Here is a 24,631-nt window from a genome sequence, read left to right on the forward strand (position 1 = left end):
ACCCGGATCAGTCAGCGGAGCTAGATCATGTCAAGCGCCCAGCCGAGCGCGGAGTAGACCGCATTGTAGGCATTCCGGTTGAGTGCCCACGTAATTGGTCGGCGCATGTAGGTGAAGAGGTACTGCACCTCGAATCGGTATCTCTTCACCCACCAGAGTGCGCCCGATCCGCCCAGATCCCACGCTGCGTTCTGGAGGAAGATGGTCGCCGCCTGGTAGTAGCTCCAGCAGCGCCCCCAGCACTGGTAGGCGTACTGCCCGACCCAGACCAGCCCGGAGACGATGGCACTGCAGAGCCAGCCCACCGGGCCGCAGGCCCACCCGGCCGCCGAACTGAGTCCCTGGTCGAGCATCCAGACCATCGAGCCGCAGACCCAGCCACAGCCGCGCTTGCTCGACCGACCATCCAGGTCGACACGGTTGACCGGGTCGCCGTACGTGTAGTCGTAGGAGTTGGCGTTGGCATCGGGGACCGGGTCGATGGACAGGAAGCGCCCCAGCGCGGGGTTGTAGAGCCGGGCGCCCATCAGGATGTCGCCGGAGGGCGTCTCGCTGGAACGTTCCTTCGAGCCCAGCCAGCCGTACCGGGCCGTACTGGTACCGGAGAGCACGTTGCCGTACTCGTCGGCGGCCAGTACCCGCACGGGCGTGGTGGAGCTGCCGATCGGCAGAGCCATGGTGACGTCGTTGTGCAGGTTGGTGAGCTGCAGGATGACGTCGCCGTTGGCGGAGGAGTAGGTGGCACCCAGGTCACCGGCGACATCGCCGACCTGACGGGTGTACGCCCCGCTGGTGGTGTCCTCGACGGTCCAGGACGGCGAGTCGCCGGAACCGCTGTAGTGGTTGATCCTGGACGCGGTCTGCGACCAGGTCCCGGCGTTGCTGACCTCCGTGACGAATGCGCGGGCACGCCCGGTGGGGTCGAGCTGCCAGGTCGTGCGGTTGGTGCCGGCGACCTGCTGGTAGGCGAGGTCGTTGGTGTAGTACGCGGTGGTGGTGCCGTTGGCCTCGGCCGTGGTGCGGCCGAAAGCGTCGTACGTGTAGCCGGTGTCGATCAGGCGGTCGGCACTGTCGTAGCTGTGGCTGCCGGTGGTTCCGCCGCTGGTCGGGCAGGACGGCGTGGAACCGTCCAGGGTGGTCGTGCCGGTGGCGGTGTTCTGGCTGGTGCGGTTGGTGTCCTTGTCGAACCCGTAGGACCGCACCGTGCAGGACTTGGCCTGCCCCTGGATGACCGTCTCGGTCGTGGCGGTCAGCCGGCCCCTGGCATCGTAGCCGTAGGCGTCGTCCAGACCGAGGCCGCCGGAGGTGGACAGGGCGCGGGTGACGCGCTGTCCGGCGGCGGAGTAGCCGCCCTGGTCGGAGACCAGGATGTTGGCTGCCGAGTCGGTGTAGGAGCGGGCGGTGTGCTGGCCCGCCTCGTCGATCGTTTCGGCCAGGGTGACCGACCCGGGCAGTGTCTCGCTCACCGGGAGACCGTCGCCGTTGTAACCGACGCTGAAGGTGCCGGCGTTGGAGTCGGTCTTCGAGGTGAGCAGACCGCGCGGGTCCTTGGTGGTGTCGTAGGTGTAGGTGGTGGTGGACGGCGCCGAGTCGGTGACCTGGGTGGGCTGGTTCAGCGCGTTGTACTGGGTGTTGGTGGTGTTGCCGTCGGCGTCGGTGTAGCCGATCTGACGGCCGAGCTGGTCATAGGCCTGGGTGAGCTGCTTGCCGTCCGGGGTGGAGGTCGAAGCGGTCAGGCCGGTGGCCGGGTCATATCCGGTGGTGATGTTCTGGATCGGCTGGCCGAGGCCGCCGGACTGCGACACGACGGTCTTGCGGCCGGCCGCGTCGTAGCTGGTGGACGTGGTGCGAGTGGAACCGTTGCCGGTCTCCGTCACCGTTGCCGGGATCCCGTACATGTTGTACGTGGTCGTGGTGGTGAGCAGTTGGCTCGTGTTCGAGCCGCCGCCGGTGATCGCCCCGGCCGGCGTGGTCTGGCACGGCATGTCCGCCCATTCCGGGTGGCCGCCGCAGGGGGCCGAGCCGGTGGCCGTGTAGTAGCTGGTCGTGGTGGTACCCGCGTCCGACCCGTTGGAGGCCGGCTGCGTGCTGGAGGTGGTCTGGCCTGCCGCGTTGTAGGCGGTCACGGTGGTGAGCGCCAGACCCGCCGGGTCGATCACGGTCCTGACCGCCTTGCCGAGCGACCAGTCGTAGGACGTCTGCGTGGTGCGGGTGTCGGCGTCGGTGGCGTAGCCGCTGATGGCGGCGCCGGTCACCTCGCTGGTGGGCAGGCCGGCGGTCCTCGCCGAGCCGTCGGTCGGACGGTTCTCGTCGTAGGTGGTGTGTATGTGGGTACGGGCGTTGACCACCGTGCCCGCGCTGAGCGCGGCGGACGTGCCGGAGGCCGCGAGCGCGTGCTCGAGCGTGGTCTTGTGCAGCGGGCTGTAGGCGTCGGTCCGCAGCAGACCGGTGGCGTCGTACACGTTCTGCGTCGACAGCAGCGTGGCGCGCTGCGCGGTCGACATGGCGGCGATGCCGAGCGCGTTCAGCTCGCTGTTCGAGCTGTCGGCCAGGGCCAGTTCGCGGTTGGCCGCACTCAGCTGCCGGACGGTGTTGCCGAACGCGTCGGTCTCACTGGTGGCGATGTGCCCGCCGGGGGTGGCGGTGTTGACCTGTCGGCCGGTCACGTCCAGGTAGTAGACGGTGGCGCGGCCGTACGAGCCCGAGGTCAGGTGGCCCGCGCCGGTGTTGGACGAGGGCACCTGGTCGGCCGGGAAGACGGCGGTGGCGTCGGTCGGCACGTCGGTCTGCGCCCAGCCGGCGACGTCCGGGGTGCCCATGCCGTATGGACCGCCGGCTGCCGTGGTGAGCGGGACGCCGTAGACCACGGTGCGGGGTCAGGGTGGCCCGTGACACGTTCAGCAGTCGTCCGGCGTTGGTGTCCCCTCCGGTACCCGCGGTGCCGTAAGCGAAGTTCCACGCCAGCTGGCCGGGCGGGGTGAGGGAGGTGACCCGGCCCGCCGCGTCGTAGCCGTACGAGGTGACCAGGTTCGGGGTGATCCGAGGGTCCCAGACGGTGCGGAGCTGTCCGGAGCTGTCGTAGCCGTACTGCATGACCACCGTGGCGCTCTCGTTGCCCGTGGCCGGGTCGGTCGCCCACAGCGTCACCTTGTTGACCTGGCCGGCGTAGTCGCCGAAGGTGCTGCCGCTCGCGGTGGTGGTGCTGGCGTAGCCGAGCTCCAGCACGCGGCAGCCCACGACCGGAGTGGCCGGGGTCAGGCAGGAGGTGGCCAGGTTGGCGACGGCCGAGGTCGGGGCCGCCATCCGGCCCAGTCGCGCCGAGGTGGTGCCGCCGCTGGTGACCGTGTCGAACCGGTACTGGGTGGCGTTGCCGGAACCGGCCGGAGAGGTCGAGGCGACGGTCCAGGCACCGGCGGTGGTGCCGGAGCTCGCGAACACGGTGACCGTGCCGATGGTGTCGGTCAGCGTGTACTGGTTGGCCGTGCCGTTGTAGCTGAGCGTGTACTGCGCCGCTCCGGGCTCGGACTTCCAGCTGCCGTCGGCGTTCTTGGTGAACGCGACCTCGGTGCCGTTGGCCAGGACGAGCTGGACGGCCGTGGAGGTGACCGGGCGGATCTCGGTGTAGGCGGTCGACGCCTGGCCGGAGATGCCCCCGAAGGCCCACTGCGGGCCGAACGGCGCGACCTGACCGGCGGCGGCGCCGCTGCTCGGGTTCCGCGAGGAGGCCGTGCGGGTCAGCACCAGGCCGAGGGCCGCGCTGTCGGTGGCCGTCAGCTGCAGGTCACCGGTGGACAGGTTGAGCGTGCCGGGGCCGACCGGGGTTGTGGCCGCGGCGGAGAACTTGCGGTCCAGGGTCGCGCTGACCGACGACGAGTCGTACGGCGTGGTGGCGGTGGTGAACTCGCCGCGGATCTGGACCATGCCGTCGTCGCCCAGTGTGTTGGCGGCGTCCCAGACGAGGGCGGGCGAGCTGCCGTTGCCCATCGTCACCGGCCAGCCGGCCAGCGGGCTGCCACCGGAGGTGACGTCGCCCGGCGGGATGTCGGCCCAGGCGTCCGAATCGGCGCGACGGTACTGGAACTTGACAGCGGTCGAGCTCGTCGGCCCGGCCGCGGTCAGGGTGAAGCGGCGTGAGGTCCTCTCACCGAGGACGGGCGAGGTGACCGCGCCGCCACCGGCGTTGAAGGAGTACGTCACCGGGTCCGAGAGGCTGCCGGCGAGGTTGCGGGTGAACACGGTGAGGGTGTGCGGGCCGTCGGTGGCCGGGGTGACCGCGAGGGACACCGCGGAGCCGGTGGTGGCCACCGTGGTCTGGGTGCCGGCGTCCAGCTGCCAGACGATGCCGGCCGTGTCCGTGCCGCCGGCGGGCGGGGTCACGGTGACGGTGCCGGTGCGGCCGGCGCCGAGCGCCCAGCCGCCGGACGGGTAGTCCGTGGAGGTGACGGTCGGGGTGGCGGGCGTGGTGGTCTTCACCGTGAAGACCAGCCCGCTGGGCACGGTCTGGCGCGACCACAGCGATCCGTCGTAGCCCCAGGGCCACGCGGTGTACTGGTGGCCGTCGACCAGCTTGCCGGCGGGCACCGTCGCACTGGAGACACCGCCCGACGCCGTCCAGGAGCCACTGAGGTTGGAGATGACCTGGGTGTTGCCGCCGCCCGTGGTGTCGTAAACGTTCCACTGCGCCATCACGTTGCCGCCGTCGGCGTCCGTGACGGTCGACTGCAGCTGCGGCGTCGCCGTGTTCGTGTACAGCGTGGTGGTCGACCCCGACACCGAGGAGACGCCCGGCGAGACCGCCGGGGCGGAGCTCATCGGGTAAGAGTTGTACGTCACCGACAGGTACGGCACGTTGCTGCCGTTGTTGGCCGAGTAGAACCGCTTCCAGCTGTCGGAGTCGGTCTCGTTGCTCGCCCGCAGGCCGATGTTGGCGTAGTCGTAGCCGTGGTCACCGGCGTACTGCAGGAACGAACTGGGATCGATGGACACCCAGCCCGGCGCGATCGAGCCGCCACAGTTGGACGGGTAGCCCTTGGTCTGCGTGGTGGTGGCGTACTTCGTCGTCCACGACGGCTGGTTGGTCCACACCGTGGAGGTGTCCGCCGCGTTGGTCTGCCACAACTCCCACGAGTTCTGGGCGCAGTTGGCCGACCAGTACTCGTACAGGTTGAGCGAGGAGGAGAGGATCTTGGTGTTGGCCAGCTGCTGCACCGGGAACTGCAGGAACGACCGCGCGACGTCGCCGCCGGCGTTGTAGGTGCCGAGCTTGAGGTCGGTGGAGGTGTACTGCGGGGTGGTGTAGCTGATCTGCGCGAAGGTGTCCAGCACCGTCGACAGGCTGACGGACGGGTCGACGGTGACCGGGTACGTGGTCGCCGGGTCTGCCAGGAACTTCTCGTCCGGGGTCAGGGTGAGGTTCACCGTGTCCCCGGACTGCGTCATCGTCATCGCCACCGGAGCCTTGTGCGGGTGCTCCAACGACTTGGCGTCGAGCGTGGCATCCCACATGAACGGCGCCGGGATACTGCCCGCCGGCTTGCCGTTGGCGTCGGTGAAGGCGACCGTGCCGTCCGGGGCCTGCTTGGCCGTCAGGCCCTTCGCCGTCACCGGGATCGTCACCCGGTAGCCCGCGGCCGGGCGCGACTTGAGGAGCACGCTCTGCTCGAAGCCGTTGCGGGTGGCCTGCACGGACACGTCCGTGCCCGGGGTGACGTCGGTGTAGGTCGCGGTGTCGCCCTTGAGGGTCGGCTTGGGCAGATCGCCCAGCCAGCCGATGGAGACCTGGCGGTCACCGTCGCCCTGCGCGGCGAGGGTGACGTTGTGGCCGCCGCCGGCCAGCTTCAGGCCCCGCACCTGCCCCTTCGGCGCCACGGAGTGGTCCGGTGCCTCCTGCAGCGAGGTGTCCACGTCGACCCACTGGCCGTCGCGCTTGAAGCGGAAGGGCAGCGCGTACGAGTCGGTCGTGAGCGTCCCGTCCGGGTTCGCCCACGTCTTGGTCTGCTCGGTGCCCCGGTCGAGCACCTCGACCTTGGCCTTACGCAGTCGGGCCGTGGCGATCGCTGACGGCACGTCGGGTGCCGTCAGCGGCCCCGCCGGCTGCTTGCTCTGGCTGGACGCGCCCTTGTCGCTCTTGGGACCGACGGCCACGGCCTGGCCGGTGACGGCGAGCGTCACCGCCGTCTCCGCGGCCAGGACCAGTGCCACGACAGCGGCCGTCCTCGCGATCCGGCGCCGCGGGGCGCCGCCGGAAGAGCCGCCGGGCGAGCGGCCCGATCTTGGCTTCATGCAGGTTCTCCTTGATTCGCATCCCGGATGATCACCCGGGATGGTGGAAGAACCTAGATCCTTCGGCGCAGCGCGAGAACCACCTTGAAACCTGCTCTGACGTGCGACGATTCGCCGACGCTGCATCAGAAAATGATCTGATCTCAAACGATCTAGCCGCCGCAATGAGCTGACAGTCACGCAGCGTGACCACACCTCATCTGCCGGATGCGGTCGCTGCTTTATGGTGACTTGAACGTCATCAGATCGATATGCCCGCAGCGCAACCGGCATGACGGCCAATCGCCCAACCGCGGATGCCTGGGTGTGTCAGCGGTGTCGCTTCTGCACCCTTCTCGAACGCGCCTGCCTCCCCGCGCTACCGACGACCACCAGGCCGTCCGGACCCCTGACCCGCCTCCTCGACCCCAGCCGCACTGCGCCAGGTCACGGCCTGGTCGGAGCACACCCCCGTCGGCGCACCTCCCACTGCGCAGCACCGAGCAGTCGGCCCCCGTTACCTTCTTCGTGGCCCTGAAACGGGGCTCCTGGCCTCCGGGCCCGGCATGACTGTTGCCCCCTGTCGATCGCATGACAATGCCGTTGCTTTTGGGGTTGCCAGCTGGTTGAGCCGGTGTGCTGATATCCCGTCTGGAGCGGCTAGGGCTGGGTGTCCTGAACCGGTCGTGCCCGCCCGAGCTGGTGGACCGGGTGATCGATGACGTCGGCTGCTCGGAGAAGCGTCGTCGTCTGCTATCCGCCCGGTTCACGGTCTACTTCATCCTGGCGATGTGCCTGTTCCCACAGGCCGACTACCTGGAGGTCCTGCGCCTGGTGAAGGCCGGTGACCGCGGGCTGCGATCGTGGACCGGGGTCAACAAGTCCTCGCTGACCCGGGCCCGGCAGCGGCTCGGATGGACCGTGATGCGGGAGCTGTTCCGAGCAGTGGCCCGGCCCCTGGGCGATAGCGCAGAGCTGTTCCGCGGCCTGCGTGTGCTGGCCCTGGACGGGACCCTGCTGGCCGTGCCCGACTCGGTGGCCAACGACGATGCCTTCGGGAAGTCCGGCTCTCAGCGCAGTCCTATGGGATATCCCCAGGCCAGGGTGGTCGCCGTCGCGGAATGCTCCTCCCACGCCGTGCTCGACGCGGTCATCGGCGGGTTCAACGAATCCGAACGCATCGTCTCCGACGCCGTGGATGCCCATCTGGGGGAGGGCACGTTGCTGCTGGCCGATCGCGGCCTATGGGGCTTGGCCCGGTGGCACCGCCTGCGGGAGCGGGGCACGCACCTGCTGTGGCGGATCGAGCGGCGCAAGGCCCGCCGGGTCCAGGACGTCCTGCCCGACGGCAGCTACCTGGCCCGGATCGAGGCGAACAAGCACAGCAAGGCCGCCGGCACCATCAAGGCCCCGCCTGCACTGGTCCGGGTGATCGAGTACCGCATCGACGGCCAGGCTGACATCGTCCGGCTGATCACCAGCCTGACCGACCACAAGAGGTACCCGGCCGCAGAGCTTGCCGCCCTCTATGCCCGGCGCTGGGAGATCGAGCTGGTCTTCGACGAGATCAAGACCCATCAGCGCGGCCGACCTGTCCTGAGATCACAGACACCGGATGGGGTAAGGCAGGAGATCTACGCGCACCTGGTCGTGCACCACGCCACCCGCGATCTTCTGCACGAGGCCGCTGGGCTGCACCACAGCACCGCCGAGCGGACCTCATTCACCCGGGCCCTGCACGTCGTCCGCCGCACGGTGATCTCACCGAGCGGCTTTTCCCCCCTCCGCCCGCCGGCGTGACCGGCGACTCGGACTCGCCGAGATCGGCAACACCCTGCTGCCCCGCCGCCGGCATCGCGACTGCCCCCGGAGAATCCGGTCATGCATCACCCCGTACGGCAGCAAAGCCCCCAACGAGCCCGCAAGCCAACGTCGTTCACCAGTGGTCGTCACACTCAACCACCGATGGCACGACCACTAACGCAACGGCATTGGATCGCATGACCTGGGGGGTGGTGTCACCGGGCCCGGAGCACCGTGTGACCGCTGATGAGAGGCCTGACCGGCACCCGGCCGAGCGCAACGCCCGGCCACTGACAGGTGCCGGGTCTGCGCAACGTGGATGCGCGCGAACGGTGCCGACGGGCGAGGCCGGGACGATGAACGACCCTTGGGGGGTTCGGTGTTCGACACGAGTGACATCGCGGTCTTCCTCGGCCTGGACGTCGGCAAGGGCGACCACCACGGCCACGGCCTCACCGCCGCCGGGAAGACCGTCTTCGACAAGCGACTGCCCAACAGCGAACCGAAACTTCGGGCCGTCTTCGACAAGCTCACCACCAAGTTCGGCCGCGTCCTGGTCATCGTCGACCAGCCGGCCTCGATCGGCGTCCTACCGCTCGCCGTGGCCCGCGACACCGGCTGCGAAGTCGCCTACCTGCCCGGCCTGGCCATGCGCCGCATCGCCGACTTCTACCCCGGCGAAGCCAAGACCGACGCCCGCGACCCCACCCGCTGCGAGTGCACCGGCGGCGCGCGGACACCCGGCCCGCCGATGTTCCGCCGTTCGGCCATCCGGACACCGCGGCGACCTCTCCCCCGAGCACCTGGTCCACGGCGGTCGCTGAGGACCGCTAACCCGGGCCGCGGCACACGACCAGACCACTGCCATGCCCCGCCAGGCCTTGTGTCCGGCCTCTGGGAATCTGCGATCTTGACTGGCAGGATGACCCGATGGACGACGACACCGCCCCCGACCGGGCCGACCAGGTCCGTCTCTATCTCGAAACCCTGCGATGCCGCATGGACCCCGACCAGTTCCGGATCCTCGGCCAGCTCATCCGCGGCGCGATCGACACGCTCGCGTCGCCCGGCGGAGCGGGATGTATCGACATCGACGACGACGACCAGGTGCACCTCAACCCCGGGGTCACGAACGAGCTCATCGCCGTCATGGCCATCCTCGCCACCGGCAGAATGGATCACCACATCGTCGACCTCGACAACGGCTCCACCACCGCGATGGACCCCGCAGCCGCCACCGACGAGGACGCGGTCCAGCGGATGCGGGACTGGGCCGCCCGCCGGCACACCGAGAGCGAGCGCACCGAAGCAGTCCTGCGCGGCATCGAGGACGCCTCGAAAGACTGACGATCTCGCCAGCCCACATCAGGCGGCTCCGCGACGACCGGCCGCGCGCACCCTGTCCGACCTGACGTCGGACGAGCGCCACGTCCTGAGCAGCGCCTTCCTGCTGGACGCCTTCGACCTCGACCTGGCCACGACCTGTTCCAAGGCCAGGCGGGAGCAGAGCCAGCGGACGCGGCAATCTCGCTGGCCTCTTCCTCGGCTATCGCGAGGAAGAGGCGTCAGTCGGGCCGACCGCTTGCCCGCCGGTGCTGACCTGCATAGATGCACCCCGCCAGAGAAACCCCTTGCAACGTCCGGTGCAACGCTTGGTGCAACCTCCCGACCCACTGGTCACGCAACGGTCCAGCACCCTTTCGAAGCAACCCCGCGCCGGACCGTCAGAGGTTCTGCAGGTAAGCGGTGCGGACGGTGAGGGCGGCCTGCTCGGGGGTGTCGTGGAGCATCGCTTCTTGCGTGGCCTGATCACCGATGAAGTAGTTCTCACACACCGCCACCCACCGGTCGTCGAGACCGGGCAGGCCACGCTCGACCCAGCCGACCTGATGCCTCTCGCCCGTCAGAGGTAGACGTCGGGGTTGACCGTCCGCCCGACCAGGGCCCACCAGTCACCGAACCGCTCTGCATCGAGGGCGATGCGCACGTCGCTCGGCGGCAGTCGGCGGTGCATCGGGTCGGCCGGGACAGGAACCTCGACGGGCGGTCGCTGCGGTGCGCGCCGGGGCGCTGTCTGCTGGTGGGCGAGGTGCTGGTCAACGAGATCGCGCAGCCGCTCGCCGCCGGGCGGGGTTTCCCCCCGGGGAACAACGGGCGCCGTGGCGGCGGGTCGCGTGGAGGGCGCCGTTTCGCCGCGGGGGGAAACAGGGTTCGGCGGGGGCTTCGGCGGGTTCTGGCCGGTCTCCGCCAGCCGGGGAGGAGTTTCACCCCGCGGAGCAGCCGATGCCGGCCGGTCCTCGAGAGCGGCTGGATCCCGGACGGGTGCGGCCGCCTGCACGGGCCCACCGGCGGCGGGAGCGTCGCCCGACAGGGCCTCCGTTTCACCCCGGGGGGAAACGGAGGGCTCCGGGGCGGCGGTGCCTTTCGAGGCTGCGGGCTGGGTGGGGTGGGCGTTGAGCATCTGCTCCGCGAGCTCGCGGTGGCGCAGGGTCAGGGCGTAGGTGGCGTGGAGGAGGTCGGTCAGGGCCTGGCGGGCGAGGCCGGGGTCGCCGTGACGGGCGGCGCGGTCGAGTTGGAACAGGAACACCTTGTCCTGGCGGCGCAGCTTGTCGCCGAACCCCATGAGCTCGTCCGCCTCGGGGCTGAGTAGATCGTCGGGCAGTGGAGTTTCACCCCGGGGGTTTTCGGCGGCCGCGCCGAGTGCCTGTTCCCGCTTCTCCTTCTCTCGGGCGCGGTCCGCCTTGGACGAGCACGCCTTCGAGCAGTACTTCCGCGGGCGGCCCGTGGCGCTGGGCTCCATCTCCTTGCCGCACACCGTGCAGGTCGGCGCGCCGAACAGCATCGGCTCAGCCGCCGCCTTTACCCCCGGGAGAAAGTCATGATCGGGATGCTAGTCGAGCGCCACACAGCCTTTCGCCCCGGGGGTAAAACGCGGCTCCACGGCCAGCGGCGCGGGGACCTCGTGCGACAGCGACAGCTACTTTGCGAGTCCGAGCCGCATCTTGCGAGCCGCTGGGGTTGCCCGCCCTGACCTTGCTGGTTCATCGACGGCGAGGAGCTTCGGCGTCTGAGACTCGCACGCTACCGATCGCAGAGGCTCGCAGGCTACAACTCGCAGAAGATCCGCGACCTGGCTTCAGGTCTGCGGCTCGCAAGGTCCCGGTCGCAGTCACACTCGCAGCAGCGCCGCACTCCACCCGTGACCGGTCGGCGCAACCGACCTCTCGCGCTCGACGCCCCGGACGGAGAGGCCGGCTGACCGGCGGCCGGTCGAGGTGGCGGCGGGGTGCCGGAGCTGACCGCCCGTGCGATTGAGCGGGGCGCGCGGGCCTGGTGAGCCCGGGGCAAGCCGGGGCTTGCCCGCTCCGCGCTGCGGCTTGCCCAGGCTTGCCCAATCGCGAGGGCAAGCCTTCGATCTGCGCTTTCGAGCGCTGGGCAAGCCTTCGGGCAGGCCGTTCTGAGGATGGTTCATGGCATCAGTCCGAACGGAGAGGTGCCATGACCGCAACGTCTTCTGTCCCCGGGATCTTTGCCCGCCTTGACGCCGACTGGGCGCTTGTGTGCGCGGACGGTTCTGTCCGCGCCGCGGTGAGGAGCTGGCTGGAGGCTGACCGACTCGCTCCTGTCGTGGCCGCGGCCGCCGGAGCGTGGGAGGCGGACCTGGGCCCCGGCCAGGTTCTCGCCGCTCTCCGCCCGGCAGGGGAGCACGGGCTCGGTGACGACCTGTCCGACATGATGCTGCGCGCTCTGCTGCGGCGTGCGTGCGGCGCTGACGCCTCGGCCGCGCTCGCCGCGCGGATCGTGCTGCAGGCGATGGTGCCGGCCGCGGTACGCCTGACTCGAAGCCAGGTGCGCCCCTTCGGTGGCCGTTCCTTCGAGGACGTCGCCCAGGTGGTCGTCGCCGCGCTGTACGAGACCGTGGTCGCGGGCCGCGTCCATACCCGTCCTGGCCGGCCCGCGGCGAACCTCATGCTCGACACGCTGCGACTCGCGTGCCGCGAGGTCGGTTCCGACCGCGAGTCGCTCGGCGCCGGCGAGGCCGCGGTCGAGGCCCGGGACGATGCCGGCTGCAGCCCGTTCGACCACGCATGCGCGTCGATCGTGACCTCGGCCGCCGCGGCCGCGGGTCTCGTCACCGAGGAGGAGGTGGACCGGGGCCGTCTGGAACTGCTGGAGCTCCTCGTCGACGCCATCGACTCCGGCGTGCTGTCCCCGGCCGACGGGCGCGCCATCGCCTGGCACTACACCGCCGCTCCTGTTCCGGACGCCCGGGCCGCCGCCCTCGTCGGCACCACCCCCGGGGCGTGGCAGCGCCGCCGCTCGCGCGCGGTGCACGCCCTGCGGGCCTCTCTGCACCCCGTCGCCTGACTCCGGCTCATCCCGCCTCCTGGAGGTCACCCATGTCCCTATTTCCGATGCCCGCTGTCGCCGTCGGGCTCGATGACTCCACTCGTCTGCTCCTGCTCGGCACTGCCTGCTACCTCGCGATCGGCGCGGTCTACCTTGCGCTCACCGGGATCAGCGGCGGTATCCGCCGGCGCGAGATCGGCACCGGCCCCGGCGCCGCCGTGGCCGCCGCCCTGGTCTGGGGCGTGGTGGTGGCACTGTGGCCGGCTCCTCTCGTGGCGCGCACGGTGCGCGCGCTGCACCGCCCGGCCGACGGGGTGGCCGTGATGACCACCTGGCGGCGTCGCCCGTCCCCGCCTGATCGGCCGCTGGCCGCCGCTCCCCCGCTGCCTTGGCCGGCGCCGCCGTACTGGTACCGCCAGCGGTATGAGACGGTGCGCGGCACTCTCACGCGGCAGGGGCCGGTCGCCGCTGTGCAGGAGGCGACGAACCTGGTCACCGACTGCGTGCTCCTGCTCGGCGGCCACCACACCTGGACGCTCGAGGCCTGGGAGCTGCTCGCCCACGTGGCCGCCGACGCCGGCCGTCGCTGCGACAGCGTCTACCACCCCTTTCTTCCCGCCCCCGGACGGCAGTCGGCCGTCCCGGTGGCCTGCTGACTCGGAGACGACGATGACCACATCCCACGGCGCCGGACCGGTCGGCCTCGACACCGACGAGGAGCGTGTCGTCCGCGCCCAGCGGCTGCTGATCGGGCTCGGCGCCGCTCTGGTCCACCGCCCCTTCGACACCGATGTCCACGACCGTCTGCGCAGCTTCCTCGCCGACGACGCCGCCGCGGTCCTGGCCTCGCTGCGTCTGCTGCGCCAGCGTCCTGAGGCCGAATTGCGGCGGCGGGTCGCCGAGCTGTGCGGCGACCACATCCGCCTCGCAGGAGGCCGGTCGTGAGGTTCCTGACGAAGCCCGGCCCCGCCCGCCCCGGCGGGACGGCAGAGGCGCCCGAGGACCAGGGCGCGGAGGCCGGCGGCTGGTCGGTCGCGGCGCAGGCGAACACGGCGGCCCTCATCCGGTGGGCCGCCTGGGCTCTGCTGCTCCTGGGCCCGGTGCTCGGCGCCGCGGCCTGGTACAAGATGCCCGGACCGGCCTCGGCACTGCGCCCGCAGGCCGCTGCCGGCCAGCCCGCCGCGGGCTCCCAGGGGGCTGCCGGGTTCGCCCAGCTGTTCGTCGCCGCGTTCATTTCGGCGGGCGACGGCGACCAGGCCAAGCTCGCCGCCTACTACCCAGGCGCCACGGGACTGCGGCTCGAAGGGGCGCCCGGGCGGCGCCGCGGTGAGCAGCTGGCGGTGGTGCGGTTGCGGCAGACGGATCGGGATGTGTGGGCGGTGACGGTGGCCGCCCGCATCTCCGCTCCCGCAGGTGCGGCGCCGCCGCCGTCGCCACCTGCTGGCGACGGGCGGCGGGACCCGCAGGGGGAAGCGGCCGCGGCTTCGGCCGGGGCGGTGCACTACTTCCAGGTGCCGGTGGCGACGGCGTCCGCGGGTGGCGGGGCGATGGGGTACGTGGCGTTGGCGATGCCGGCGGAGGTGTCGGCGCCGCCGCGGGCGCAGGTGCCGTCGACGGTGTACGGGCCGGCGCGGCCCGCGCTGCCGGGGGATGCGCTCACGCAGGCGGTGGCGGCGTTCTTGGCGTCGTATCTGACCGGTTCGGGAGAGCTGGACCGGTATCTGGCACCGGGGGTGCGGTTGGCGGCGGTCAGTCCGGCGCCGTACGTCTCGGTCGCGGTCGACCAGCTGGCGGTGGAGGGCGAGCGCGGCGGCGAGGCGCCCTCTTCGGTGCCGGCCGACGGTGCGCGGGTGCGGCTGCTGGCCGTGGTGCGGGCGGCCGGGCACGACGGGGTGCGGATCCCGCTGACGTACGCGCTGACGGTCAGTTCCCGGGCGGGGCGGTGGGAGATCGCCTCGCTGGACGGTGCCCCCACCGAGGCGCAATCCGGGCCGGATGCCGGGTCCTCCGCTCCCGCCTCGCCCTGACCCTCTCCCTCCCCTTTCCTCTCTCACCTCCCCTCCCCTTTCCTCTCTCACCTCCCCTCCCCTTTCCTCTCTCACCTCCCCTCCTCTTCTTCCAGGAGTTCGTCATGCACGAGGTTGTTCTCGCCGGCGGGTGGATCTCCACCGGTACCGGCATCGGCAACGACATCAAGGGCTTGATCTTCGGCGTGGGCATTCCGGTGCTGTGCGGCCTGTTCGTCCTGGTCGTCGGCTGGAAGACGAAGGCGCCCGGGCCGACGATCATGGCCGTCATCATGGCGGCGATCGTGTGGGGGCTGTCGGCCAACATGGACGTCCTCAAGGACAAGGCGACCGACGACATCACCCACTACGACAGCACCTCGACGGTCCAGAAGAGCGACCGGTGAGCGCCGGGCCGCAGGACGAGGACGTCCTGGTCGGGCGCTGTTACACCCGGGCGCGGCGCTCCCCCGTCCTCGTGGGGGTGGTGCCTGGCGGCGGGGGGCGCAGCCTGCGGCTGGTGGGCGGGCCGTACACGGTCACGCAGCTGGGGGCGATGGTCGTCTGCGTCGTGGTGCTGGTGCTGGCGCGGCCGGTGTGGGGCGGGCACGGCCTGGTGGACCTGGTGGTGCTGGCTGGTGTGCCGTTCGGTGTGGCGTTCGGGCTGCGGCATCTGCACGTCGACGGCCGGAACCCGGCCGCGGCTGCGGCCAGTGTCGTGATGCTGCTCGCCGCTCCCCGGGCCGGGCGGCTGCGAGGTCGCCCGCTGCGGCCGGCCCGGGCCTCGGTCACCGGTGCCTCGGTCACCTTGGGCACGGGTCCCGGGCCGCTCTCGCCCGGCACCGCGTCGCTCGGGGACGTGCCTGCGGTCGGCCCCGCCGAGGCCGGTCGCGCTGTGCCTTCTGGACCTGTCGCTCCGGTCGAGGCGCCTGTCGTCTCCGGGGTGCAGGCCGTCCTTGCCCGTCGCGCATCGTTGGGGGACTGAACCGTGGACCGACTGCCGATCCGTCACATCGCCGGGAACGTGGTGTGGACGACGCACGGCGCGTGCTGGGCGGTGTGGCGGGTGGAGGCCACGAACTACACGTACGCCCCGGCCTCGGCGAAGCGGGCGCGCCTGGCGGCGATCGAGGCGCTGCTCAAGGGCCTGGTGGGCGAGCCGATGCTGTTGAGCCTGTGCCCGCAGGTGGATCCCGTCGCGGTGGTGCGCGCGATGGTGGAGGACGTCGACCTGGACGCGAGCCCGCGCTTCGAGCAGTTGGGCCATGCGGTGCTGGACCAGCTCGGGCAGATGGAGCTGACGGGCCGCACCGACTGGCTCGCCGTCCCGCTGCCCGCGTCCTCGCCCGCGGACGCCGCGGGATCGGTGTTCTCGGCGGCGCGGGCGGAGTTCGCGCTCCAGCTCGGACTGGTGCCCGCGGCCGTGACCGCGCGGGAGAGCGAGCGGCGCCTGGCCCAGGCCCGGCGGATGCAGGCCCAGTGGCCGGCCGGGGTGGCGATGCGGGCCGCCAGTGAGGCGGAGATCCTGTGGATCTACGGGCACAGCATCCGGCGCGGCCTGGTGGAGCCGTTGCTGCCGGACGGCAGCGAGCCGCGGTTGCGTGGGCGCGGGCGCGGGATCGCCGCGCTGGAGGACGTGGTGCTGGCCGAGGGCAGCGCCGCCGACGGCACGGTGGCGGCGAACCCGTTCGCGCGCCGCTTCCTGCGGGCGTCCAGCGAATGGGGGGACTCCTACCAGGCGCTGCTGGCCCTGGCTCAGATGCCGGAGGCGTTCACGCTGCCGGGGTCGGCCTACCTGCAGCAGTTGGACGACGGCGTCGGCTTCCCGGTGGACTGGGCGGCGCGCCTGGTCGTGGTGCCCGGCCGCAAGGCGGAGGCACGAGTCCGCAAGCGTGCCCGCCACCTTCGGGCCCAGGCCGCCGAGTACGCGGGCGATCCTGCCGGGCCGCCTCCGCTGGTGGAGCGCAACTCCGCGGACAACGACGAGTACCACGAGCGGCTGACCTCCTCCCCGCAGGAGGTGGAGATCCGGGCGATGGTCACGCTGGCGGTGTGGGGGGCCAGCGCCCAGGAGGCGCAGGAGCGCGCGGCCGCCCTGGCGAGCGATTTCGGCGGCGACGAGTACACCTTCGCCCGGCCGGTGGGCGGGCAGCTCGATCTGTGGCGCTCGATGCTGCCGGGCTGCCGCACGCCACGGGTGATGGCCGGCTACGCGCAGATCCTGCTGGCGCGGGACTTCGCGATGGCGATGCCCTGGTGCGGGTCCCGTCTCGGTGACGAGCGCGGCGGCCTGTTCGGGGTTCAGATCGCCGCGGGCGGGGCCCGGCCGGTGCTGCTGGACTCCGCGCGGGGGCCGCGCGAGAACGCCTCCGCGTCGATGGCGTTCCTCGGTGAACTCGGCGCCGGAAAGAGCGTGGCCATGAAGGCCGCCACCTTCAACGTCCTCGCGCGCGGGCGCCTGACCGGGCGGCCCGGCTCGCGCGGCCGCGCGGTGATCGTGGACCGAACGCGGGACGAGGAGTGGGTGCGCTTCGCCCGCGCGTGCCCGGGCACGACCCAGGTCATCCGCATCGACCAGGGCGCGGAGGTGAGCCTGGATCCGCTGCGGTTGTTCGCCGGGGAGAGTCCGAGGACCGCTGCCCGGTTCTGCGAGTCCTTCCTGACTCTGCTGCTGGGGGTGCGGCCGATGGACTTGGAGGGCGTGGCGCTGTCGGAGGCGGTGCAGGCCGTCTTGGAGCGTCCGGATCCGTCGATGCGCAAGCTGGCCGACGAGCTCGCATCCCGCGGGGCCGGTGACGAGGCGGCGCGTGCCCTGGCCCGCAAGCTGGCCGCGGTCGCCCGCAAGGACCTCGCCGCCGTGGTCTTCGACGAGCACCTGCCGGTGGTCGACACCCGGGGCGCCGACAGCGTCGTCTTCGCGGTCAACGCCCTGCAGCTGCCGAAGAAGGCGGAGCTGGCCAGCGACCACCGCATCGAGCGCCTGGAGTTCGAGAAGGTCCTCGGCCGGGCGGTGATGTACCTGATCGCCGCGGTGGCTCGCGGGACCGTGCTGGAGAGCAGGGACGAGTTCGGCGTCGTGGTCTTCGACGAATGCTGGTGGCTGACCAGCAGCGACGAAGGACTGGAGCTGCTGCTGGAGATGCTGCGCGACGGCCGCAAACGCAACGCGGCCGCATTCCTCGGCAGCCATGACGCCGACGACATCGGCCCCGCCGACAACGAGAAGGGCACCGTCGTGCGCGGCCTGATCCCGCACCGGCTGCTGTTCCGCCAGACCTCCCGGCACCTAGCCGCGCGCGGCCTGGCCTTCCTGGGCCTGGAGAGTGCCGACCCGGTGCTGCTGGACCTGGTCACCGGCGACCTGTCACCGATCGACCTGCCCGAGGAAGAGAAGACGGCCCGCGCCGGCGAGTGCCTGTACCGGGATCTGGCCGGACGGGTGGGCCGGATGAAGGTGCTGATCCCGTTCGACGCCGACGTCGCGCAGGCGATCCACACCACTCCGGGCCGGGACGCCGTGTTCGGGAGGGCCGCCTGATGCGCGCGTGGCTTCGCCGCCTGCGGCTGCTGGGCACGGCCCGGATGCGTACGGCTCTGGTGGTGGCCGCGCTCGCGGCCACCGCCCTCACGCTGTTCACCTCCCTTCCCGCCTGGGCCGATCCCTCCCCCACGCCGGCTCCGTCGCCGCCCGCCGCCGACCAGGTGCCCCTGCCGGATTCGATGCAGTGGCTCCAGGACGTCCTGCGCGAGCAGAGCGAGAAGGTCTCCCCGGCCGAGCAGGAGGCCCGCCTGGCGAAGGAGACGGAGGAGCTGCGCAAGCTGCTGCCCGACGAGGGCGGCCTGCTGGCGGCGTTCAACGTCACCGACCGCGTCGGCCTGCCGATCTCCGCCTACACCGTCCGCGGCGACACCGGCGGCCTGCTCGACTGGGACCTGGGCATCGAGAACCTGCTGACCGAGTTCTTCTTCACGCTCACCAAGTGGATGATCGCGTTCTGCTGCTGGCTGATCGCCTGGGCACTGTCCTTCGGCCTGGCGAAGCTGCTGCTGAAACCGGCCCTGTCGGTCGCCGGCTCCCTGCACGCGCGGGTCATCGTCGAGATGGGCCTGCCCTCGCTGTTCCTCGCGGTGTGCGCGCTGATCTGCGCCGCGCGGATCTTCTTCGGCAACCGGGCCCGGGGCTGGGGCGACGCGGCCGTGTCCATCCTGCTGGCCGCGCTGACCACCACCCTGCTCGCCTCGCCCCCGCAGACCCTGCTGGGCGAGGACCACGGAGCCATCGCCGCCGCCCGCGGCATGTCCCTGGAAATCGCCGGCATCATCCTCCAGGCCGATCCCAACGCTCCGCGCCCGGACGGGGACGCCACCCGCTTCACGCTTTCCCGGCCGCTCACCGACGCCCTCACCGACGCCTTCATCGTCAAACCGGCGATGCTGCTGCAGTACGGGCGCACTTTCGACGGCACGTGCGCCGGAGAGTACACGCACGCCAGGATCGAGCAGCTCACCTTCGACCGAGCGGTCGCCCAGTACAGCTCGAAGATCAAAAAAAGCGTCGTTCCCGCCCTCACCTCCGTGCCCGGCGGCAGCCTCATGGCACCCACCGCCAACGCCCTGTCCGTGTTCACCGACCAGTCCATCGACTTCGCCATGCAGTGGGCTTCCAACCACTACGGCTCCCCGCCGATGGAGAAGTTCGAGAAGAAATGCGTGCCCGGCGACGCGACCGCCGCCAAGCAGGCCAGCCTCGACAAGGTCGGCGGCGCCCTGCTTCTGATGGTCGCCGCCGCCATCGTCACCGTCCTCATCTGCGCGCTCGCCGGCAGCTTCCTCGTCGCGCAGTGCCGGATCGCCTGGGACGCGGTACGCGGCGAACCCGCCCTGGTCATCGGCACCATCCCCGGCCCAGGACGCGGCTTCCTGTGGGACTGGTGCGCCTCGGTACTGCGCTCGCTCGCGCAGATGATCGCCAGCGTCATCGCCCTGGCCGTGTTCATCGTCGTCCTCCAGGCCGTCCTCGACCCAGCCCAGAGCGACTGGGGCAACGAACTGACCCTCAGGTTCCTGGCCGTCGACGTCGTGTGCCTGGCCGCAGTCTGCAAGCGCCGCGAGATCGCCGCCCGCTCCCAGCAGTTCGCCACCGCCTGGCGCCAAAGGATGTCCTCGGCCGGCATCGGCGCCTCCGGACCGACCGGCGCCCGCGCCGTGACAGCCCGCCAGGTCGCCCGCGCCACCGGCCGCACCGTGGTGCGCACCGCCCTGGTCGGCACCGCCCTCGCCCAGGGCAACCCGCTGGCCGCCATCGGCTACGTGATGCCGCAGTCCATCGGCGCCACCGCCCTGATGGCCCGCCTCGCCACCAGCCGCCGACGCCCCAAAGCCGCCGCCCGCCCGGCCGGACGCCCCCCAGCACACGGGCCCGCCGCCCGCCAGCCGTCCCGCAGGCCGTCCCGCTCCGCTGCCGGCGGCAGCACGCCCGCACCTTCGGGCGTCGGCGCGCCCACCGCCACGACGCCATCCCGGCCGGCGGCCGCGCGAGGGCCTCGGCCCGCCCCCGTCAGGAACACCGCCCCGCCCCGCCCGGCCACGGCACCCGCAGCCACCCGGCGCGGCGCACCGCCCACCCTCGCGCCTGCCGCGTCCGCGCACCAGCAACGGCTGCGCCAGCGCCTCAACCGGGCCACCCGGCCGACCCCGCCGCGGCGGCGCCCGTGAAACCCGCAACCGCACGGAGGAGCCCCGCCAGGACGGCCCTGCTGACCATCGGCATCCTGCTGGTGCTGGGCCTACTGCTGGTGGCGGCCGCCGCATCGCACGCCGTCGGCGCCTTCGCCCACCAGAAGACCACCAAGGCCACCGCCCGCAAGAACGCCGCCGAATGCCCCGGCCCACCAGGGCAGGCCGCGGACACCACCCGCCTCACTGATCAGGTGAAGGCCATCCTGGCCGGGAGCCCCGGCGCTGACACACCCGCCGGCCTGCCCCACCCCGCCGAGCAGATCCCCCTCGCCAAGACGATCGTCGCCACCGGCGCCCGCATGTCCGTCCCGGCCCGTGGCCAGGTCATCGCCCTGGCCACCGCCCTCCAGGAATCAGGACTTCACAACCTGGCCAGCGGCGACCGCGACTCGGCCGGGCTCTTCCAGCAGCGGCCCTCCCAGGGCTGGGGCAGCCGGGAGCAGATCCTCGACCCCGTCTACGCCAGCACTCGCTTCTACACCGCCCTCCAGCAGATCGACGGCTGGCAGCAGTTGCCGCTCACCGTCGCCGCGCAACGCGTCCAGCAGTCCGCGTACCCCGACGCCTACGCCCGACACGAACCCCTCGCCACCGCCCTCCAGCAGGCCATCGCCCCCACCCTGGACACCCCCACCGCCGCCTTTCCCCTGCAGCCCGACGCCCCGTGCCCGGCCGCCGTCCCGGCATCCGACTCCGCCGGCATCCCTCCCGGGCAACTCCCGGCCGGCTACCAGATCCCCGCCGACGCACCCCCCGCAGTGCGCACCGCGATCGCCTGGGCCCTGCAACAACTCGGCACCCCGTACCAGTGGGGCGGAGCCTGCACCAACGCCCACGGCCCCGACCCCTCCGGGCACTGCGACTGCTCCTCACTCATCCAGCGTGCCTACGGCGTCGCCGGCATCCAGCTCACCCGCACCACCTACACCCAGGTCACGGAGGGAACGGCGGTAGCCACCGATCCCGCCTCGCTGAGGGCCGGCGACCTGGTGTTCACCCGCGGTACCGCGGAGCGCCCCGAGCACGTGGCCATGGTGATCGGCCCCGGTCTCATCGTGCAGGCGCCACGCACCGGCGACGTGGTGAAGGTCTCGCAGCTGGCACAGCAGGGGACAGTCCTCTCGGCCCGGCGCATCGTGACCAGCTAGAACTCATGCAGCGAGGCGCCGGTCCGCACAGCGCTCGAGCGACCGTCCGCACCTCGCGCAGGACCAGGGCCGCGACATCGACGCAGCGGTCGCCGGGAGGAGGTTCAACTGTCGGTGCCCTGTCCTCTCCGTGCCAAGCACTCGCAGGCGAGCCATGCCGGACAAGGCGGATGCATGCCGGGCGCGAGAAGAAGACCTCCCGAGCGGTGGATGAGCTGAGTCGAGCGAGGCCGTCGTTTCCGGAGCAGAGGATCCCGATGACGTTGACGCTGACCGTGGCCGACAGCCCCTGACAGCACCCAGCTCCGCCTGCCCGATGGGCGACAGGTTCGGACCAGCATGCTCCGGTGAGCATGCCCTGGATTCGCGGGACGGCGGTCGGTGGGCCTTCATCTGGCAACCATCGCGTCCGGGCTGAGGTGCAGCGCGGCCTTCGCGGCACGCATCGCCTCCCGGACTCGTGCGGCACCGGCGCGGGCTGCCGCTTCGCCTCCCGCGACGGTGAGCGCGCGGGTGCCGAGGCCCGCACAGGGGCGGCAGATGCCGGGCTGGGGCACCGGGTCGTGGCACTTGGCGCACTCCGAGTACCGGGCCGCCGCAGGCGGCACAGCGGCCTTGACGGGCGGCATCTTGCGCTCCAGACGGTTACGGAGCACCGCCACTGGCGAGTGCAGCGGGGTGGGCAGGCCGGGCAGCAGGGCGTACGCGAGGTCGGCGAGGGTCGCGCCGCGCTCCAGCCACTGGGACACCAGAGGCGCGAGCGTCCGCGCTTCGGTCTCACCGAGGCGCAGACGCGGCTCAGCCCGGATCACCCGGAACAGTGTGGCGACCGCCTCGCGGAGCTGCTCGTCCGGAACCGTTGGAGCGTCCTTGGTCTCCTGGCGGTCTTCCTCCCGCCCTCCCGGGTCGTCGCTCGTCTCGTCGGCGGCCGGGCGGACGCCTGCCGGGTCGGTGGGGAGGGCGGGTTCTTGGTACCGGTCCTTTGGAAGGGCGTCAGCACCGCCGGTGGCCGCTTCACCGGAGACCGGACGGGTGATACCCGGTAGCGGCGCAAGCTGCGGGGTGTCGTAGACGTGTGTCTCGGTACGGATGGTGCCGTCGGGCATCCGGGTCTTCTCGACCCGGTAGAAGCCCGCGTCGGTCAGCTCCTTCAGGGCCTTGCGGATCGCGCCGCGTCCCTGGGGGCTGGTGTCGGCCATGTGCCGGCCGTCCTCGCGCCAGCCGTCAGGTCGGGAGAGCAGATCCGCGAGCAGGCCGCGGGCGGTGTAGCTCAGCCGTCGGTACTGGAGGACGGCGTTGGGTAGCACGGTGAAGTTGCGCACGTGGGCGCTACGATGGACGCGCATCGGGAGTTACTGCTCCTGGTGCCGGACCCCGGAGCGTTGGCGCGCTGCCGGGGTCGCCTATTTTTGTTTGGACCAGGAACGTATCACGACACTGGTGAGGACAAGGGCCTTTTGCCGCAGCGGCCTTGGCCCGTTCCGCGTGGGCCGGTGACGAGGTTCGGCGCTGCTTGACCCGGCCACATTCGTGCTTCTGCTTCACTACCTGCGGTGGGGTGACGGAAGCGACTTTCGACAGCCCAAGTGGCCCTGGTACACAGCGAGATCGCTGAGATATGGCGGGTCTCGGCCGAGCTTTCGGGCTGGATGAGGTTCGGGAGTGTCGTTTCCTGTGTACGGCTCGGTGAACGGGAACTGGCAGCGGAGACGGCCGAGGGTTCGTTCGCGCTGAAGCGGATCATGGACGCGTCGCTGCCCGCCGGAACCTGGCGGTCCTCGCCGAGCTGGCCGACGTTGGGGCGGCTCAGGCCGGACGGGGAGCGATCGGCCGGGCACGCTCGAGGAGTTCGCGGACGTGGGGGTTGCGCCGGTGCGGGCGGGTCGCCGAGAGCATCGTTCGGAAGCGGTCGTCGGCCCGGCCGGACTGGACGTGGGGGAAGTCGTCCAGAGCGAGGTTCCAGCTCTGCACGGCTTCCTCCAGTCGGCCGGCTTCGAGCTGCCATTCGGCGAGCATCGCGCAGTGGCGGACGCGGGCACGCCGGTACACCGCTGGCCGGACCTTCTCGGAGTGCTGGAGTGCGCGGATCGCGCCTTCACGGTCGCCGAGTTCGTAGTTGACTTGGGCGACGTGGTACGAGAGCGAGGACGGGTCGTAGGAGCCATGGGCCTTGGCCTTGGACTCGGCCTGTTCCATGGCGACTTCGGCCTCGCGGAGCATGGCCAGGGCGCCGGCGCGGTCGCGGGTCTGGGACGAGCGCGTGGGCTTGCTGGCCGGCGAGGAAGGCACGCATCCGCGGCCCGGCCTCGGGTGAGGCGGTAGCGGCGGCGTTCGCGTACCGCAATGCGGGTGCACCGTGGCCGAGTTCGACGGCCTGGACGCTCATGCCGCGCAGGGTGGTGCAGTAGGTGAGGTGGTCACCGGCGGCGAGAGCCAGCTCCAGGGCCTTGGTGTAGTAGCTCTGGCCGAGCAGGTCCAGGCGTTCGTCGACTGCCATGTAGCCGGTTAGGTAGAGGTGGTCCGCGGCGGCGGAGAGCATCGCCTTGCGCACGTCCTCGGAGGCGGTGGCCTTGAGGTACGGGGCGATGTTGTTGACCATGAACGCGGCGGCCATCGGGCGGGCGGTCCGGCCGCCGAACTGGTCGTCCAGTTCGCTGATCTTCTCGGTCATGGCGATCACTGACTGAACCTCGGCCATGCCGATCCGGGCGTGCGGGTCGGTCTTCAGCCGTTCGAACCGTCCGATGTGGTCGGCCAGCCGGGGATGGTGAGGGCGACCGAGTACAGGGCCGCCCCGAGAACGCCCCTGCGCGATGGGTCCATGTCCATAACCCCCAAGTCGATCAGTCCCGCCACCGTATCCGCGGACTGGGGCTGAACGTCAGGCTCGTCGGCGAAGCCCGCCTCGAAAGCGGTGACCGGCCGCCCCAGCCGGCGCGTCAGGGCCTCCAGCACCACCTTCCGGTATTTCGCCATGGGGCGGGTTCCCGAGAGCCAGTGCGAGACGGCGGACTCGTCATACTTCAGCTTGTACCCGGCCTCGGTGCCGGCCCGGTTGACCGCGCGGGCGAACTCGCCGTTGCTCGCCCACCGGCACTCGGCGACCAGAGCCGCGAGCTTGCCGTTAGGTGTCCGTTCGCGTGCTGCCATCGCCGCCCCCGGGCAGGTTTCAAGGGTTCAAGCGTCCGGGGTCTCTCTACCGTGTTCACGCACGGCGCAGACCTGTTGACTTAGAAGACATCTCATTTGGATCGCTGGGTAGGCTTCGCGGGTGATGATCGTGGAGCGGCTGGTGCCGGACGAGTTGTGGGAGCTGTTCCAGTT

General features: G+C 71.3%; 15 protein-coding genes and 2 pseudogenes. 12 read left to right on the top strand and 5 right to left on the bottom strand.

From position 1 onward, the window contains the following. Positions 1 to 20: 20 nt before the first annotated feature. Both ACZ4WV_RS34430 and ACZ4WV_RS34435 read right to left on the bottom strand, forming a co-directional pair. Positions 21 to 2,504 (bottom strand): RHS repeat-associated core domain-containing protein, encoded by a 2,484-nt coding sequence (locus tag ACZ4WV_RS34430; protein ID WP_465752911.1) that lies wholly within the window; start codon positions 2,502 to 2,504, stop codon positions 21 to 23. 106 nt (positions 2,505 to 2,610) lie between these two features. After that, positions 2,611 to 6,282, bottom strand: a complete 3,672-nt coding sequence (locus ACZ4WV_RS34435; protein ID WP_465752888.1) for a DNRLRE domain-containing protein — start codon at positions 6,280 to 6,282, stop codon at positions 2,611 to 2,613. A gap of 681 nt (positions 6,283 to 6,963) precedes the next feature. On the opposite strand from ACZ4WV_RS34435, the gene ACZ4WV_RS34440 reads away from it, so the two are divergent. The 3 genes and pseudogenes from ACZ4WV_RS34440 (at position 6,964) to ACZ4WV_RS34450 (ending at position 9,411) form a co-directional block, all read left to right on the top strand. Continuing rightward, positions 6,964 to 8,061: an IS4 family transposase gene (locus ACZ4WV_RS34440; RefSeq protein WP_465752890.1), complete on the top strand. Its 1,098-nt coding sequence runs from the start codon at positions 6,964 to 6,966 to the stop codon at positions 8,059 to 8,061. A 382-nt stretch (positions 8,062 to 8,443) separates the two neighbouring features. Then, positions 8,444 to 8,767, top strand: a pseudogene (locus tag ACZ4WV_RS34445) (IS110 family transposase); the annotation flags it as partial. Between the two features lie 227 nt (positions 8,768 to 8,994). Beyond that, positions 8,995 to 9,411 carry a hypothetical protein gene (locus ACZ4WV_RS34450; RefSeq protein WP_465752915.1) on the top strand — a complete coding sequence of 139 codons (417 nt, stop codon included), beginning with the start codon at positions 8,995 to 8,997 and terminating at the stop codon, positions 9,409 to 9,411. Between the two features lie 556 nt (positions 9,412 to 9,967). Here ACZ4WV_RS34450 and ACZ4WV_RS34455 read toward each other — a convergent pair. Further along, on the bottom strand, positions 9,968 to 10,906 hold the full coding sequence (locus ACZ4WV_RS34455; RefSeq protein WP_465752892.1) for a hypothetical protein: 939 nt from the start codon (positions 10,904 to 10,906) through the stop codon (positions 9,968 to 9,970). A gap of 785 nt (positions 10,907 to 11,691) precedes the next feature. On the opposite strand from ACZ4WV_RS34455, the gene ACZ4WV_RS34460 reads away from it, so the two are divergent. The 9 genes from ACZ4WV_RS34460 (at position 11,692) to ACZ4WV_RS34500 (ending at position 21,307) form a co-directional block, all read left to right on the top strand. Further along, complete coding sequence (locus ACZ4WV_RS34460) at positions 11,692 to 12,432, top strand: hypothetical protein (protein WP_465752894.1); 741 nt, start codon at positions 11,692 to 11,694, stop codon at positions 12,430 to 12,432. 47 nt (positions 12,433 to 12,479) lie between these two features. Further along, positions 12,480 to 13,070, top strand: a complete 591-nt coding sequence (locus ACZ4WV_RS34465; RefSeq protein ID WP_465752896.1) for a hypothetical protein — start codon at positions 12,480 to 12,482, stop codon at positions 13,068 to 13,070. 13 nt (positions 13,071 to 13,083) lie between these two features. Then, positions 13,084 to 13,359: a hypothetical protein gene (locus ACZ4WV_RS34470; RefSeq protein WP_465752897.1), complete on the top strand. Its 276-nt coding sequence runs from the start codon at positions 13,084 to 13,086 to the stop codon at positions 13,357 to 13,359. Then, on the top strand, positions 13,356 to 14,441 hold the full coding sequence (locus tag ACZ4WV_RS34475) for a conjugal transfer protein (RefSeq protein ID WP_465752899.1): 1,086 nt from the start codon (positions 13,356 to 13,358) through the stop codon (positions 14,439 to 14,441). The genes ACZ4WV_RS34470 and ACZ4WV_RS34475 overlap by 4 nt, the downstream gene beginning before the upstream one ends. A 104-nt stretch (positions 14,442 to 14,545) precedes the next feature. Next, on the top strand, positions 14,546 to 14,827 hold the full coding sequence (locus ACZ4WV_RS34480) for a hypothetical protein (protein ID WP_465752901.1): 282 nt from the start codon (positions 14,546 to 14,548) through the stop codon (positions 14,825 to 14,827). Beyond that, positions 14,824 to 15,405, top strand: a complete 582-nt coding sequence (locus tag ACZ4WV_RS34485) for a hypothetical protein (RefSeq protein ID WP_465752903.1) — start codon at positions 14,824 to 14,826, stop codon at positions 15,403 to 15,405. Before ACZ4WV_RS34480 ends, ACZ4WV_RS34485 begins: the two co-directional genes overlap by 4 nt. Before the next feature lie 3 nt (positions 15,406 to 15,408). Further along, the gene (locus ACZ4WV_RS34490; RefSeq protein WP_465752905.1) at positions 15,409 to 17,958 is read left to right on the top strand and encodes an ATP-binding protein; all 2,550 of its coding nucleotides are present in this window, start codon (positions 15,409 to 15,411) and stop codon (positions 17,956 to 17,958) included. After that, entirely contained in the window at positions 17,958 to 20,135 is a 2,178-nt protein-coding gene (locus ACZ4WV_RS34495; protein ID WP_465752907.1) for a hypothetical protein, read from the top strand. The genes ACZ4WV_RS34490 and ACZ4WV_RS34495 overlap by 1 nt, the downstream gene beginning before the upstream one ends. A gap of 38 nt (positions 20,136 to 20,173) precedes the next feature. Next, positions 20,174 to 21,307, top strand: a complete 1,134-nt coding sequence (locus ACZ4WV_RS34500) for a C40 family peptidase (RefSeq protein WP_465752913.1) — start codon at positions 20,174 to 20,176, stop codon at positions 21,305 to 21,307. Positions 21,308 to 21,696: 389 nt separating this feature from the next. Here ACZ4WV_RS34500 and ACZ4WV_RS34505 read toward each other — a convergent pair whose 3' ends face one another. Then, positions 21,697 to 22,653, bottom strand: coding sequence for a hypothetical protein (locus ACZ4WV_RS34505; RefSeq protein WP_465752909.1), 957 nt, complete (start codon positions 22,651 to 22,653; stop codon positions 21,697 to 21,699). 460 nt (positions 22,654 to 23,113) lie between these two features. After that, positions 23,114 to 24,457 (bottom strand): annotated as a pseudogene (locus tag ACZ4WV_RS34510) (tetratricopeptide repeat protein). Positions 24,458 to 24,631 lie beyond the last annotated feature (174 nt).

Source organism: Kitasatospora sp. NPDC029312 (assembly GCF_055569215.1).

Excerpts from the sequence above, each read along its gene's own strand:
- ACZ4WV_RS34450 (WP_465752915.1), top strand. The coding sequence starts at position 8,995 with ATGGACGACGACACCGCCCCCGACCGGGCCGACCAGGTCCGTCTCTAT.
- ACZ4WV_RS34430 (WP_465752911.1), bottom strand. The coding sequence starts at position 2,504 with ATGTCGACCGCGCAGCGCGCCACGCTGCTGTCGACGCAGAACGTGTAC.
- ACZ4WV_RS34505 (WP_465752909.1), bottom strand. The coding sequence starts at position 22,653 with ATGCGCGTCCATCGTAGCGCCCACGTGCGCAACTTCACCGTGCTACCC.
- ACZ4WV_RS34435 (WP_465752888.1), bottom strand. The coding sequence starts at position 6,282 with ATGAAGCCAAGATCGGGCCGCTCGCCCGGCGGCTCTTCCGGCGGCGCC.
- ACZ4WV_RS34470 (WP_465752897.1), top strand. The coding sequence starts at position 13,084 with ATGACCACATCCCACGGCGCCGGACCGGTCGGCCTCGACACCGACGAG.
- ACZ4WV_RS34455 (WP_465752892.1), bottom strand. The coding sequence starts at position 10,906 with ATGCTGTTCGGCGCGCCGACCTGCACGGTGTGCGGCAAGGAGATGGAG.
- ACZ4WV_RS34495 (WP_465752907.1), top strand. The coding sequence starts at position 17,958 with ATGCGCGCGTGGCTTCGCCGCCTGCGGCTGCTGGGCACGGCCCGGATG.
- ACZ4WV_RS34480 (WP_465752901.1), top strand. The coding sequence starts at position 14,546 with ATGCACGAGGTTGTTCTCGCCGGCGGGTGGATCTCCACCGGTACCGGC.
- ACZ4WV_RS34465 (WP_465752896.1), top strand. The coding sequence starts at position 12,480 with ATGCCCGCTGTCGCCGTCGGGCTCGATGACTCCACTCGTCTGCTCCTG.